Genomic DNA, 14160 nt, shown 5'->3' on the forward strand with positions numbered 1-14160 from the left:
CCGGATGAAGCTATTCCCATATAGGCATATACTTCCCCGGTGGTACGAGACCGCCTGCTAGACGGACGTTTGAAGCTGCGGCACCTGCTGATGGTGGCCGCGATCGCCGACAACGGAAGCTTGATCGCAGCGTCGAAGACGTTGCACGTCACGCAACCGGTGGTGACCCGCGCGCTGCACGAGGTCGAGGACATTCTCGGGGTGCCGTTGTTCGCTCGCGGCCCCCGCGGTGTCACCCCCACCATCTACGGCGAGAGCTTCATCGATCACGCCCGCAGCGTGCTCGCCCAATTGCGCCAGGCCGGCGGACAGATCGACCTGCTCACGCGTGCGGAGATCGGCCGAGTACGCGTCGGCGCCCACCTGGCCGGCTCGAATGTCCTCTTGCCTCGCGCCATCGCTTCGCTGAAGACCGAGCACCCCAGACTGACCGTAGTCGTTCAAGAAGCCACCCCCGACCTGCTCTACGACTCGCTGGTCGCGGGCGAGACAGACCTCGTCGTCGGCCGTCTCCGAGCTACGGCACCGGCACAGCTGCGGCACGAACGGTTGTACGTGGAGCCGATGCACCTGGTCACCCGGACCGGACACCCGGCTCGAGCCGCTCGACCGGCGTTGCCGGAGTTGCCGGAGTTGCTCGATTATCCGTGGATCATTCCCGTCGAGCAGACGTCCCTGCGTTCGGAGCTGGAATCGCTGTTCGTCGCGGAGGGGCTGTCCTTGCCGGACAACCGGGTGGAATGCACGTCCATCCTCACCATCCGCGAATTGCTGCTGTCCACAGACATGATCGCGGTGCTGCCGCAGTCGATCGTCCGAAGCGACCGACAGCTGACAGCGCTGCCGACGAAGCTCCACGCACTGAGTCGAGCGGTGGGCGTAACCATGCATTCGCAAGCGCCGCTGGCCCCTGCGCCTCGGATGTTGCTGCGTCATCTGCGTGCCGCCGCCGAGACGCTCGGAAAGACGGCGGAGTCGTGATCGGCCCCGAGGTGCCGCCACAGCACAGGTGTTGGTGCCGATGCCGGTGGTCACCCGGCCGACGATGTCCGATCCAGCTCTCGGCACCAGTTCGGTCCCGAAGACCTTTTTCATGGTGCGGACACCGTGACGTATGGTGCGCACATGACGACCGACATCGAAATGCCCCCAGGTGCAGCAGGTGGCCGAGACACTCGCCTCGGGCAGTTGATCATCACGATCTTCGGTGTGTGCGCACGCGCTGAAGGCAACTGGCTCTCGGTGGCTTCCGTGGTGGCGTTGATGGCGGATCTGGGGATGGACGGACAGGCAGTGCGTTCCTCGATCTCGCGACTGAAGCGGCGTGGTGTGCTCAGCAGCGAACGTCAAGGCGGCAGCGCTGGTTACTCCCTCACCCCCTCCACGTTGGAGGTACTGGCGGAGGGCGATACCCGCATCTTCCATCGCGCCCGGGCAACCGAAGACGACGGCTGGGTGGTAGTCGTGTTCTCGGTTCCCGAATCCGAGCGCGAGAAACGCCACGCTCTGCGCTCGAGCCTGACCCGCCTGGGCTTCGGCACCGCCGCGCCCGGCGTGTGGGTCGCTCCCGGCAACCTCGCCCGAGAAACCCGTCAGACGCTCGAGCGCCGTGGTCTGTCGGAATACGTGGACATGTTCGACGGACGATATGTCGCTTTCGGTGATCTGCGTGCGAAGATCCGGTCGTGGTGGGATCTGGACGAGCTCACCGCGCTGTACATGGACTTCGTGAAGAGTTACCGGCCTGTCCTCTACCAGACGACAGCCGGCGAAACGACCCCGCTGGAAGCGTTCCAAACCTACGTTCCGATGCTCACCCAGTGGCGGCGGCTTCCCTATCTCGACCCTGGGATTCCCTTGTCCCTGCTTCCCCCGGCCTGGAACGGCGAGACCGCGGGCGCACTGTTCGACCAGCTCAACGACTTACTGAGCCCCCTGGCGCAGAAGCATGCCCTCGCCGTGATCCACGGCAAGCGGCCCCAGCCGAACTGAACCACGTCCGGACTCCGTCGCAGCGTCGTACCGAGTTGCCGCCAGACCTGCCCTCACGCCGAGACCGTCGCGGCCATCAGCGATCTGTCGGTGGCGAGTCGCAATGTCTGTGAGGGCGTCTCGCCGAAGCGGCGACTGTAGGCGGCGGAAAATCTTCCGAGATGCAGGAAGCCCCAGCGGACCGCGACATCGGTGACCGTCGTGACGGTGGGATCGGCTTGCAGCAACTCGGTCCGCACTCGGTGCAACCGGATTTCACGCAGGTACGCCGTCGGCGTGGTGTTGTAGTAGCGGCGGAAACCATCCTGCAGAGCACGTGGACCGATGCCCACCGCGTACGCGATGTCGTCGACGGTCAGCGGCTCATGGGCATGCGCCTCGATCAGCTCGACGGCCCGCGCGATCGGTCGCGCCACAGTCGCACGCGGTTTGCGGTCGAGCTCGTCGCGATAGTTGTTCGGCTGGCCGAGAATGAGCTGACTGATCAGGAGTCCCTCGAACTCTCGCACGGCGATCGTCGAGGGTTCCGCCGCCGCGTCCACAGCTTCGACGAAAAGGCTCAGCAGGCCGCGAAAAGACTTGTTCCCGGGTGTCGTGAGATCCATCTGCGGATCGAAGAGGATCGGCGCCGCGGGCTCCCGGCCCAGCTTCTTGCGCAGCACGTGGTGAATCGACACCCGATCCAACCGCAGCAACAGATTACGATTGACGCCTTCCACTTCCAGAGACATTTGCCGTCCCGGCTGGAGCACGAAGGCACGTTCCGGCGTCGAGACGAACGTCTCCGACCCCGACGAGACCAAGGTGCGGCCGGCGAGCGGGACTTGGATCATGTAGAAGTCGTCACATTGACGAGGGTCGATGCGCACATCGGTGCCGTAATCCAGATAGTAGAGCCCGCCGCAGCTCAACCGGAGGCCATGGAAGTGGGCATCGAGCGCGACGCCGGTGCCCAGTGCCGACATCCGAAAATCACAGATCGCGTTGCCAACGGTCGACCGGACCAGGCCCGGATCCGAAGACGCCAGCAACGTATAACCAGCTAGTGGCCGCTTTTGCGACTTCAACGGCATCCTCCAGATCGAGCAAGCCACACACCCGCATTGTGGCAGTCGTCACACTTTAGCGCCGGGGGTCTGCTATTTCCACCGGAGACGCGTCGCGTTCACGCACATCGGATAGGTCACGCGTTTTCGGGATAATCCTCCAGTTGCGACAAGCGGGGGAACCGTCGCAACCGCCGACGGTCGAGTCGGCAGACCCCGGCGCGAAGGATCCGGCGGCTCCGGCCTTGCGGTACGGGCGACCGACTCTATGTTCGGTGTCATCCAGCGCGGGACTCCCCCGAACGGCTCGATGGGGAGGGCGCCCGCCTGCTACTCGGTGACGGGACCGATGGCGATCGGGCGAAGTACCGCGGTGCGGAGGTTCGAGTTCGCTTCTTGACATGCTCGACGCCGAACTGGAACATGTTGGCAACCTTGGCCTGTGATGCTTGTCACGATTCTGCATGCATGATTTGGAGTTCTCCGTTGAATTCGGAAAATCGGCCACTAGCTGGCCATTTGCTCCTCCGCTCCTCGGATCCGGATCTCGTTCGTGCGACGGTGGCCGGTGCACTGGGTGACTACCGTCTGTCACGGCTGAGCAAAGATCTCGCGCTGGACACCCACTTCCATGGATTCCAGTTGGGCTGCGGTGGCCTCTACTACCTCGAGTACGGCGCCGACGTTCGAATAGATACCGCGGACGTCGGCGAGTGCTACATGGTGCAGATCCCGCTGTCGGCGCGAGCAATGGTCTCGATGGGGTCACACAACTTCGTGTCGACCACGGACCAGGCGTCGGTGCTGCAGCCCGATCGCGGCATGTCGATGACGGCGGAGCCGGCGAATCGGCATCTGCTTCTGCGGTTGGACGAGGCGTCGATTCAGCATGTGCTGCGCAAGAAGTTGGGCCGTGACCCGGTGGCTCCCATCGTGTTCCAGCCCCAGATGGATCTGACGACACCCGGCAACCACGCTTTTCGCGGCCTGTTGAAGCTGTTCGTGGATGCCATCGACGCGGCCGTGGAACCCTCGACGATCGCGCGTCGCGAGTTCGAGCGATTACTCATCAGCCAGCTGCTGCTGGGACAGCCGAACAACTACAGCGACGAACTGGACCACAGTCCCGTACCCGCCGTCGCACGGCCGATCGCCAAGGCGGTCGAACTGATCGAAGCACATGCTCACGAGCCGCTCACCATCGACGACATCGCGTACGCGGTCGGTATCGGCGCGCGAGCGCTCCAGGACGGCTTCCGGCGCTACTACGACACAACACCGACGGCTTTCCTCCGCGATGTCAGACTCCAACGGGTCCGGACCGAGTTGATGCAGGCCGATCCCACCAGTACGACCGTTACCACAATCGCGATCCGCTGGGGATTCGTGCACTTGGGAAGGTTCTCGGCGGTGTACCGGAGACGCTTCGGTGAAACACCGTCACAGACGTTACGGCTGACCACCGACAGCTCCGGCTGAGGGCGTACACAGTCCCTGAGATACCCACCCTGCACCGGACGGATCGGCGGAGGCCAATTGGTCTGCATTGGTCACGGAACGGTTAGGATGCGTACGTGATGTCGGTAGAGCAATCGCTGCGCGCTTTGGTGTCGGAGACGGCCCGAGACAGCATGCTCGGACCTGGGGCCAAATTGCCCACCGAACGGGAGCTCGTCCAGCGGCTGTCCGCGTCGCGCAGCGCCATCCGCCGGGCACTGGAAGCTATCGAACGCGATGGCCTCGTAGTCCGCCACGTCGGCCGCGGCACGTTCGTGACCGACGCTGCCGCCGATCGGGTAGACGGCGCCCCCGGCGACACCAGCCCGGTCGAGATCATGCAGGTCCGACAGCTCCTGGAGCCTCAGGTTGCCGCGCTGGCCGCTCGCGCCGCCACCCGAGCCGACCTCGAACGCATCGGCCAGGCACTGGACGCGGGCGGGGCTGCCGGCGACTTCGACAGCTTCGAGCACTGGGATAGCGTGTTGCATCGCTACATCGCCGAAGCGGCTCACAACGGCTTGCTGTTGAACATGGTCGAAGTCCTGAATGCCGCTCGCGCCCTGCCGGTCTGGGGAAGCCTCAAGCGGCGAACGTCGACTCCCCAGTTGCGCCGCGATTATCACCGGGAACATACCGAGATCGTCGAAGCGCTCCGCGATCGTGATCCCCGCGGAGCCGGCGAGAAGATGCGCGATCACCTCCTGCACGTCACCGACAGCCTCCTCGGCCGAGATTGATCGCACCGGCCGAAGGATCGGTCCGCCCCGGATACCGGTAGGGTCGACACTGTCGACAGCGCCGAATGGTCCACGGTCCACGTCCAGCCACCACGACGTCCAATTCCCGCTCCACCCGACTACGCACATCGGATAAATCCGTCGGTTGCCGGATAGTCCGGGCAGACGGGTCAGCCGTACCGTGGCTCGCCATCGGTGGCAATCTCGCGGAGGGCGCGGCGCTCGCCTCCGATATTCTGTGGGGTCGTTGATTCGGAAGTTCGAAGGTTACCCGATCGTGCGGCGGGGCGGTGAATTGTACGGTCCCGCCGCGCTTCGGCATCACCGCGCCCGCGTATCTCGATCCGTTACGTTCGTCGATCGCTGACAGCAACGCAGACAACGGCATAGACGGCATCGGAGAAAAACCAACCATTCCTTCTGAGTGGGCATATCCACCTTGCCGGAATTCCGGCAATGACTATTTCCGCAGATTCCCACCCTGCCGCGCCCTCCGGGTAACCGAACATTGTCGATCTGCTTCGATACCGACGCTCGAACGTAAGCGCACCGGAGCCCACTCGTACATCGGATACTTCCCGCGTTGAGGGGATAGCCCACCCCATCGGTATTTCCGTACGGTGAGTCCATCACGCAACGGAGTGACCTCCGGGCGCGAACGAGAGGATCACCAATGCGCACCATCAGCACCGGCGGTGTCATCCGGTCCCGGTCGATCTACGTGACCGAAGGAATGGACACCAGCTCATGCCGACGACACCGCATCCCACCGAACTGATGTGCGCCGCCGTGCGCATCGGGCATACCCGCCGCTTCGGCGACCCGCGCGAGTTCTTCACTCGGTTCAGCGGCCCCGCCCCTGGGCGCCGGCCTTCCGAGGACCGTGCGTCGATGGTCTGAGTGCCCACGCGCCCGCCGCACTTTCATTATTCGGCGGTCGGAACGTCGACGCCCGGCTCGACGTCGGGCTTTCCCATTGGCCGGCGACTCGTTCGACGAACAGCCGCTTCCAATTCCAGACGGAGGAGATGATGTTGGTCAAGACGACGAGCGGATTCGTGGTGGGCACCACCACCGATGACGTTACGGCGTGGCGCGGAATCCGATACGGCCGGCTGGCCAACGGTCGTCGCTTCGACCCGGTCGCGCCGGCGACGATGCCCGATACGAAGCAAGATCTCCGTGAACTGCCCGCAGTCTTCCCCCAGCTCCCGAGTCGGCTCGGCGCGGCGATGGGTCGGGCCGTCGAGGACCACCCGCAGGAGGAAGACGCGTTCCTGCTCAACGTCTGGTCGCCGACGGGCATGTCGGGGCTTCCGGTTCTGGTGTATGTGCACGGTGGCGCGTTCATCTCCGGCGGTGGCGGAGTCCGTTGGTACAACGGTCACGTGCTGGCCCGTGAGGGCGCCATGGTAGTGGTCACCGTAAGCTACCGACTGGGGCCGCTGGCGCATCTCATGCTGGGCGCGGACGACGATCCCAATCGCGCCCTGGGTGATCTGACGGAGGCACTGCGCTGGGTGCGGGCGAATATCGCACTGTTCGGTGGCGATCCCGACAACATCACCCTCGCGGGCCAATCCTCCGGCGCTTTTTTCAGCAAACTCCTGGCCGTGCTGCCGTCGTCGCGGGACATGCTGAAGCGTCTGTGCCTACTGAGCTGCCCGGGCATTCCCGCCGCCACCCACGCGGAGACCGAACGGCTGAGCGCGGCGATCATCGGACATCTCGACGGCGCCGATCCTCGAACCGCTCCGGTCTCCGGCCTACTGCATGGCCACCGGCTCGCGATGATCGACAACAGCACGTTCGGAGCCGTCGGGATGGGATTGATGCCGACCGCTGGTGCGGTGGTCCCGGATCGGCTCGACGACCCCGGTGAAGTGGCAGCGGCGCTGCGCGTTACGGACCTGCTGGTGAGCTTCACTCGGGACGAGGCAGGGGCGTTCTTCTTCGCCGGTCCCGAACGGCACATCACCCGTGACCAACTTCGGCAAATTCACGAGGGAGCGGGTAGCGCAACCGGCGAGCCATACCGAGAGCTGGTGGCGATCACCTCGGCGGCGCGCTTCGCAAACCCGGCGCGAGACCTCGCCGAAGCCGCCGCGGCGCGCGGAATCAACACCCAGCTGCGCGAGTTCACGGTGGCCAGCCCGCTCGACGGCTTGGGCAGCGGCCACGGCGTCGACATCCCATTCTTTTTCGGAAATTGGGACGACTGGTGGGACGCACCCATGATGCACGGCTTCGATCACGACCAGTTCGTCGAAGAGAGCGAACGATTTCGCACTGCCGTCGCCGATCTCGTGCATGGACGAATGATGGCCTCCATATAGACGTCCTCGCGATGTTCGGAGATCGAATGGATATGGAGAATCCTATGACAGGCACCCAGCCCCCTCGGCACGATGGGTCGCCCAGCCGCGCGCGCCGCTCCGCTACCCCCTTCGACAACCGCAGGGATTTCTTCGAATGGTTCGATGAAATCGATTCTTCCGGCGGCGCCGCGGTCGAGAAAAGTAACCATGTCACCGAAAAGACTTGGAGTATGTGATGGTTCGAGTAGCCATTATCGGTGCGGGGCAGTCCGGCGGCCAGTTGGCGCTCGGACTGCTCCGACAAGGCCACGAAGTAACGTTGGTCAGCGATCGGACACCGGAGGAGATCCGGACCGGCAACGTGAGTTCGAGTCAGTGCATGTTCGATTCCGCACTGACCACCGAGCGGGAACTCGACATCGATCTGTGGTCTTCGGAATGCCCGGATATCAACGCGATCGCGGTGACCATGACCGGCGACGCGCCGTACACGTGGTCGGCTCCGCTCGCCGCGCCTGCGCAATCGGTCGATCAGCGACTCAAATGCGCGGCCTGGGCCGAACAGGTCGCGGCCGAGGGCGGCAAGTTGCTGACAGAAGCCCCCGACATCGCGGCTCTCGAAGAGTACGCGCGCACGCATGACCTGGTGGTGGTCGCCACCGGAAAAGGTGACCTCGGACGGTTGTTCCCGCCGGATCCCGCGCGGTCGCCGTTCGACCGACCGCAGCGGGTGCTCGCGATGGCCTACGTCACCGGGATGCAGCCGCGCTCCGACGGGTCGGCGGTCGGTATCACGTTCATTCCAGGCGTGGGAGAGTATTTCACGCTGCCTGCGCTGACCACCTCCGGTCCTTGCGACATCATGGTGTTCGAGGGAATACCGGGAGGCCCGCTGGATTGCTGGGACGACATCACCGAGCCGGAACAGCACCTGGAACGCTCGCTCGAGATGTTGGCGCGGTTCGTGCCGGCGGAGTTCGAACGTTGTGGCGAGATCGCGCTCACCGACGCCGGTGGCGTGCTGCGTGGTCGCCTGACGCCGCAGGTCCGGGTACCCGTGGCCACGCTGCCGTCCGGCCGACCGGTTCTGGGCATGGGCGATGCTGTCGTGCTCAACGATCCGATCACCGAGCAGGGCGCAAATCTCGCGGCGCATGCCGCCACCTACTACCTCGACAGCATCGTACGTAATCGTTCAGGCGAATTCGACGCCGCCTGGATGAGTCAGACGTTCGAGAAGTTCTGGCGTGGATGGGCTCAGTGGGCAGTCGAGTGGACCAACTCGATGCTGGTCGATTCGCCTCCGCACCGGGCCGAGTTGGCGGCCGAGGCGGCCGACAACCCTGGTATCGCCGCGGCGATCGCCAACGGGTTCGACGATCCGCGGCAGTTCTTCCGGTGGTGGTTCGACGCCGATGCCGCAGCACGATTCCGTGCGGAGACGCGGGCCGCGCAGAACGGACGGTTCGACGCCCGCGAGTTGCGCCGCGCGCTGGGTCAGTACGCCACCGGCGTCACGGTGGTGACCGCGCGGGGTGCCAACGGTCGCAAGGTCGGCATGACCGCGAACTCGTTCACGTCGGTGTCGATCGATCCGCCACTGGTGCTGTGGTGCCCCGGCAAGAATGCGCCGAGCCTGCCTGCTTTCAGCGAGGCGACCCATTTCGCGATCAGCGTGTTGGCGGCCGATCAGGAGCATCTTGCCCGTCAGTTCTCCACTCCGGCGCCGGACAAGTTCGCCGAAATAGATCTGATCGAAGGAACCGGCGGAACGCCGATCCTGCCGGAAGCTGTCGCGCAGTTCGAGTGCCGGACCGTGCAGTGCATCGATGCCGGCGACCACGTGATCTTCATCGGAGAGGTCGAAAGCTTCCGGTCCGACGGCCGCGAACCGCTGATCTTCCACAGTGGCCAACTTCGCACGCTGTAATACCGGACGCGACTGACAGCTACTGTTCGCACGCCCGGCAAGCGCCCTGAAAAGCCCAGCCGCCGTAAGACTTACGTATACCCCTGGTCGGTCCACCGCAACCGAACCGCCTCGGCACAACGTCACGCGTGACGGTTCGGTGGACGACGACCACTTTTTCCACGGACTCGGGCCTCGTCCCGGCCGCAGTGCACCTGAACGGGTCGCCACAGTGCACCTGAACGGGTCTCAGCCCGGCGAGGGCACCGGCACAGTTCGATCGGCCGGTCGGCATCGCGGCTTCATAATCGCAGCTTCATGATCGCCGCTGCTACAGCGGGTTCAGTCCAACGGGGACGGGCGCCGGTTCCGCGGCACCGATCGCGGTCAGCAAGGCGTGCGCCTTCAGCCGGATCTCGTCGAGTTCCTCGGCCGGGTTGGACAGTGCTGTGATGCCCCCGCCCGTCCCGATCTGCGCTATGCCCTGGGAATACACAATGGTGCGGATCGTCATTGCGAGGTCCGCGGTGCCATCTGCGCCGAGAAAGCCGAATGCTCCGGCATACGCTCCCCGCGCACCGGACTCGAGGCCGTCGAGCAGCTGCATCGCGCGAATTTTCGGCGCGCCGGTCATCGACCCAGCCGGAAAGGTCGCCGCCAGCAGCTCGGGCAGGCCCACTTCGTCGCGCAGTCGACCTTGCACGGTGCTGACCAGTTGATGCACATGCGGGTAGCTCTCGACCTCGAGCAGGCGCGTCACCCGCACCGAGCCGAGCTCGCACACCCGAGCCAGGTCGTTTCGCATCAGATCGACGATCATGACGTTCTCGGCGCGCTCCTTCTCGTTGGCGCGCAGCTCGGTGCGTAGCGCGGTGTCGGCGGCGTGATCCGCACCTCGGGGCCGAGTTCCCTTGATCGGACTGGTGCTGACCACCCGATCGGCGCCGACATGGAGGAACTGCTCGGGCGATGTACTCAGCAGGCTGGTTCCGCCGATCCGGATGAGACCACCGCGCGCGGTGCCGCTGGTCTCGCGCACGGCGAGATACGCGGCGACCGGGTCGAGGTCGACCCGCGCCGATACCTGCGTGGTGAGGCACAGTTGGTAGGCCTCACCCGCCGCGATCGCCGCCTGGCACTGCTCGATCATGCCGAGGTACGCCTCGGGCGTGTCGCGCCAACGCGCGATTACCGGGCCGCGTGGGCGCGAAGCGAGCGGAGAGAGTTCGGTCGCCAGCGCCGCTGTCAACTGCTCGCCGCGGGCACGCAGGCCCGCGGCCGTGTGTCGCCCCGCCGGCACGAGCAATCGTGCCGTGCCGTCGGGGTCCACCGCTAGAGCCTCATATACGCGCAGCATCCGGGCGGGCCCGCCCGGATGCTGCGCCACGGGAACGCCGGTCGTCTCACGACCCACCTCGTAGCCCAGCCAACCCACAAGACCCAGGCCGAGCTCGCGCGGCGCGGTCGGCGTGCGCATGCGCCGCAGCGCGACACGCAAAGCCGATGCCACCGGAGGCCCGAGCAGCATCGGGACTCCCGTACCGAGGTAGCTGGTCCGGGTGCCGTTCCCGTCGAGCCAGAAGCTGTTCGCAGCGTCGGCGTACAGGGCCCGGTACGCCGACGCCGGGTCGACACCCGTCGCGATGACGGCTTCTTCTACATTCGAGACAATCACGTCGCCGAGCCGGACGCGGCGAGTTCCGCAGCGGTAATCGTGTTCGACAGAAGCGCTGCGATCGTCATCGGACCGACTCCGCCGGGCACGGGCGTGATCCATCCCGCCCGCTCCGCGACGTCGCCGAATCGGACATCGCCCGTGAGTCCCGTCTCGGTGCGGTGGATACCGACGTCGATGACCGCGGCGCCGCGCTTGACGTGCTCGGCACCGATCAGTCCGGGCACCCCGGCCGCCGCCACGAGGATATCGGCCTGCGAACTCAACCCCGCGAGGTCGCGGGTCCGCGAATGGGCGATCGCGATCGTGGCGCCCCGACGCAGCAGCAACTCGGCCACCGGATGACCGACCAGCTCGGAGCGTCCGACGACAACGGCGAAACTGCCCTCGATCGCTACCCCGCTGGAGTCGAGTAGCTCGATGATCCCCGTTGGGGTGCAGGGCTGCAGCCCTGCCACCCCACGGGCGAGCCGACCCTGATTGAGCGTGGTGAGCCCATCGACATCCTTCGCAGGCGCGATCCGCTCGATGAGCCTCGTCCGGTCGAGGCCGCCGGGAACGGGGAGCTGCAACAGGATTCCGCTGACTCTCGGATCCTCGTTGAGACGATCGATCAGACCCTCGACCTCCTGCTGGCTCACTGCTGCGGGGAGGTGCTCATGGAAGTCCGCCAGCCCAGCTGCCGAAGCCGCTCTACGCTTGTTGCGCACATACACATCGCTCGCGGGATCGTCGCCGATGAGAATCGTCGCCAGCCCGGGCGCGAACCCATAGGCTGCGACGAACTCCACGACACGTTTCGCCGTCCGTGCCCGGCTTTCTTCCGCGACCGCTTTCCCGTCGATGATCTTCGCCGTCATCAGGTGAACACAATCGTGGAATTGCCGTACCGGATCACCCGGTCCTCGCTGTGCCACGCGACAGCACGGGAGAGGACCGCGCGTTCGACGTCCGCGCCCCGGCGCTGGAGGTCGGCTACGGTGTCGCCGTGAGTCACGCGGACGACGTCCTGCTCGATGATCGGGCCTTCGTCGAGATCTTTCGTGACATAGTGCGCCGTGGCACCGACGAGCTTTACGCCACGCTCCTTCGCCTTGCGGTAGGGACCCGCTCCGATAAAGGCAGGCAAGAACGAGTGATGGATATTGATGATCGGCACCCCGAGCGAACTGATGAAGTCGTCGGAGAGGATCTGCATGTAGCGTGCCAATACCACGAAATCGACGTTTCCACTGAGCAGCGCGAGGATCTTCGCCTCCGCCTCCTCCTTATCGGGTCCCGAGCACGGAACGTGGAAGAAAGGCACCCCGAAGGAGCGGACGTCGTCGACGCAATTGGTGTGGTTCGAGATCACCATCGGAATGGTCACCGGCAGCTCACCGCGGCGCTGACGCCACAGCAGATCGAGCAGACAGTGATCGGAGGTGGACGCGAGAATCGCCATACGTTTCGGCATGGACTGGTCGGTGAGTGTCCATGTCGCGCCGAACGGCGACAATGTCTGGTCCAACTCGGACTCGATGTCCGGTCGCGCAGCGGCCAAATCCGGGCGGTGGAACACCACCCGCTGAAAGAACGTGCCGCCCACCGTATTGTCCGCGTATTGGTCCAGCGTGATGATGTTGCCGCCGACGCGGGTAACCAGGGAACACACGCTGGCGATGATGCCTGGCTGGTCGGGAGCATGGATTATCAGGCAGGCGTGGTCGATCAAAGCGGAATTCTGGACTGTCATGATCGGGCCCTTCACACTCGGGCTCGGGCGAGGTAGTCCTGCACCCATTCGGCCGTGGCCCGCAGCCCACCGAAGGTGTAGAAGTGCAACTGGACCGCTCCCGCTTTGTCATTTTCGGCGATGAGGTCGGCGAGATCGGTGATGAAGCGATCCGGGCCTGCGGTGCCCATCAGATTGGTCAACGAGAATCCATACTTCTTCACGATCATCGCATTCGCGCCGATACCGAATCTACGGGCGAAGCCGAGCAACCGCTTGACGCCTGCCGGGCCCGGCGTGCCGACTCGGATCGGCGCCTCGATACCGAGATCTCGTACCGCACCGATCCAGCGGACGACCGGGGCCGTGTCGAACGCGAACTGGGTCAGGATCACAGTGCCGAGATTCTGTTCCTGCAGCGATACGTACTTCTTTCCGAGGTGCTCCCACAGCGACTCGCTCGAGATGTCGGGATGGCCCTCGGGATAGCCGGAGATACTCACCTCATCCACCCCGTACCGTTGCAGCACACCGGACCGGATCACCGCGTACGCACTGTCGTACGGCCCCTCCGGCGTCACCGGATCGCCGCCGACCACGAACACGTTTTCGCTGGCGCCGACCTGCTGCAGCCGATCGAGGAACTCCTCGAGCTGTGATTGCGACTTCAAGCGGCGCGCCGAGATATGCGGAACAGGGATATACCCGGCCTCCTTCACCGCCTTCGCTGCGGCCACGCGCATCTCGAGATCCTCGTTGCCGAGGAACGTGACGTTGACACGTGTGCCGGCCGGGATCGTTCCCGTCGCCTCGCGAAGCCCTGGCACATCCTTGCCTGTCATCTCGACCGAGAAGCCGTCCACCAATCGGTGCACATCCGGCAATACATAGTTATCCATTGACGTCACTTTCATTTCACTAATGGGCCCGGCCCACAGCAGCAGTCGGCGTACTGTGCGCCGGCCGCGTAGCGGGATGCAGCCGAAGTGGGCGAGCACTGTGCGGGAACCCGCACGAATCAGAGCAGTGATGGGCGAGGCAGGGCGGCGCTGCGAAGCCCGCCAGATTTGCGATTACCGGGTTCTGCTGCGACGAATCCGCCTCCCGGAATGGGCCACCGGGAAGCTTTGAGCGGCTCCATTCTTGATCATGGGGTGTCCTCTCGAACCTTGATATCCGTGCGTTGACGGCCATGGACGCCGACAACTCGATCCGGATGAGCGATACGACGAGGTTCTTCCGTTACCCCTCGCGTTCTGGCCGACGTCC

General features: G+C 64.9%; 13 protein-coding genes. 8 read left to right on the top strand and 5 right to left on the bottom strand.

The window, feature by feature from the left end; translation table 11 throughout:
- Nucleotides 1-39 precede the first annotated feature (39 nt).
- A complete protein-coding gene (locus tag ACT89H_RS07665) occupies nucleotides 40-981 on the top strand; it encodes a LysR substrate-binding domain-containing protein (protein WP_445107810.1) in 942 nt (313 codons plus the stop codon).
- A gap of 144 nt (nucleotides 982-1125) precedes the next feature.
- Nucleotides 1126-1992, top strand: a complete 867-nt coding sequence (locus tag ACT89H_RS07670) for a PaaX family transcriptional regulator (RefSeq protein WP_445107811.1) — start codon at nucleotides 1126-1128, stop codon at nucleotides 1990-1992.
- Nucleotides 1993-2045: 53 nt separating this feature from the next.
- Here the strand turns inward: ACT89H_RS07670 and ACT89H_RS07675 are convergent, their stop codons facing one another.
- On the bottom strand, nucleotides 2046-3065 hold the full coding sequence (locus ACT89H_RS07675) for an AraC family transcriptional regulator (protein ID WP_445107812.1): 1020 nt from the start codon (nucleotides 3063-3065) through the stop codon (nucleotides 2046-2048).
- A 534-nt stretch (nucleotides 3066-3599) separates the two neighbouring features.
- Between ACT89H_RS07675 and ACT89H_RS07680 the strand changes: the two genes are divergently transcribed.
- From ACT89H_RS07680 to ACT89H_RS07705, 6 genes are all read left to right on the top strand, one after another.
- Complete coding sequence (locus tag ACT89H_RS07680; RefSeq protein ID WP_445107813.1) at nucleotides 3600-4517, top strand: AraC family transcriptional regulator; 918 nt, start codon at nucleotides 3600-3602, stop codon at nucleotides 4515-4517.
- 98 nt (nucleotides 4518-4615) lie between these two features.
- Nucleotides 4616-5275, top strand: coding sequence for a FadR/GntR family transcriptional regulator (locus ACT89H_RS07685; RefSeq protein WP_445107814.1), 660 nt, complete (start codon nucleotides 4616-4618; stop codon nucleotides 5273-5275).
- Between the two features lie 747 nt (nucleotides 5276-6022).
- Nucleotides 6023-6175 carry a hypothetical protein gene (locus ACT89H_RS07690; protein WP_445107815.1) on the top strand — a complete coding sequence of 51 codons (153 nt, stop codon included), beginning with the start codon at nucleotides 6023-6025 and terminating at the stop codon, nucleotides 6173-6175.
- 131 nt (nucleotides 6176-6306) lie between these two features.
- Complete coding sequence (locus tag ACT89H_RS07695) at nucleotides 6307-7611, top strand: carboxylesterase family protein (protein WP_445107816.1); 1305 nt, start codon at nucleotides 6307-6309, stop codon at nucleotides 7609-7611.
- Nucleotides 7612-7655: 44 nt separating this feature from the next.
- The gene (locus tag ACT89H_RS07700; RefSeq protein ID WP_445107817.1) at nucleotides 7656-7829 is read left to right on the top strand and encodes a hypothetical protein; all 174 of its coding nucleotides are present in this window, start codon (nucleotides 7656-7658) and stop codon (nucleotides 7827-7829) included.
- Nucleotides 7829-9523, top strand: coding sequence for a flavin reductase (locus ACT89H_RS07705; protein ID WP_445107818.1), 1695 nt, complete (start codon nucleotides 7829-7831; stop codon nucleotides 9521-9523). The genes ACT89H_RS07700 and ACT89H_RS07705 overlap by 1 nt, the downstream gene beginning before the upstream one ends.
- A gap of 310 nt (nucleotides 9524-9833) precedes the next feature.
- Here ACT89H_RS07705 and ACT89H_RS07710 read toward each other — a convergent pair whose 3' ends face one another.
- From ACT89H_RS07710 to ACT89H_RS07725, 4 genes are read right to left on the bottom strand one after another with little or no spacing between them, the layout of a single operon-like run.
- A complete protein-coding gene (locus ACT89H_RS07710; RefSeq protein ID WP_445107819.1) occupies nucleotides 9834-11177 on the bottom strand; it encodes an anthranilate synthase component I family protein in 1344 nt (447 codons plus the stop codon).
- Nucleotides 11174-12037, bottom strand: coding sequence for a bifunctional methylenetetrahydrofolate dehydrogenase/methenyltetrahydrofolate cyclohydrolase FolD (gene folD, locus ACT89H_RS07715; RefSeq protein ID WP_445107820.1), 864 nt, complete (start codon nucleotides 12035-12037; stop codon nucleotides 11174-11176). Before folD ends, ACT89H_RS07710 begins: the two co-directional genes overlap by 4 nt.
- On the bottom strand, nucleotides 12037-12912 hold the full coding sequence (gene purU, locus ACT89H_RS07720) for a formyltetrahydrofolate deformylase (protein WP_445108248.1): 876 nt from the start codon (nucleotides 12910-12912) through the stop codon (nucleotides 12037-12039). Before purU ends, folD begins: the two co-directional genes overlap by 1 nt.
- Nucleotides 12913-12923: 11 nt before the next feature.
- The gene (locus tag ACT89H_RS07725) at nucleotides 12924-13790 is read right to left on the bottom strand and encodes a methylenetetrahydrofolate reductase (RefSeq protein ID WP_445107821.1); all 867 of its coding nucleotides are present in this window, start codon (nucleotides 13788-13790) and stop codon (nucleotides 12924-12926) included.
- Nucleotides 13791-14160 lie beyond the last annotated feature (370 nt).

The organism is Nocardia aegles (assembly GCF_052545135.1).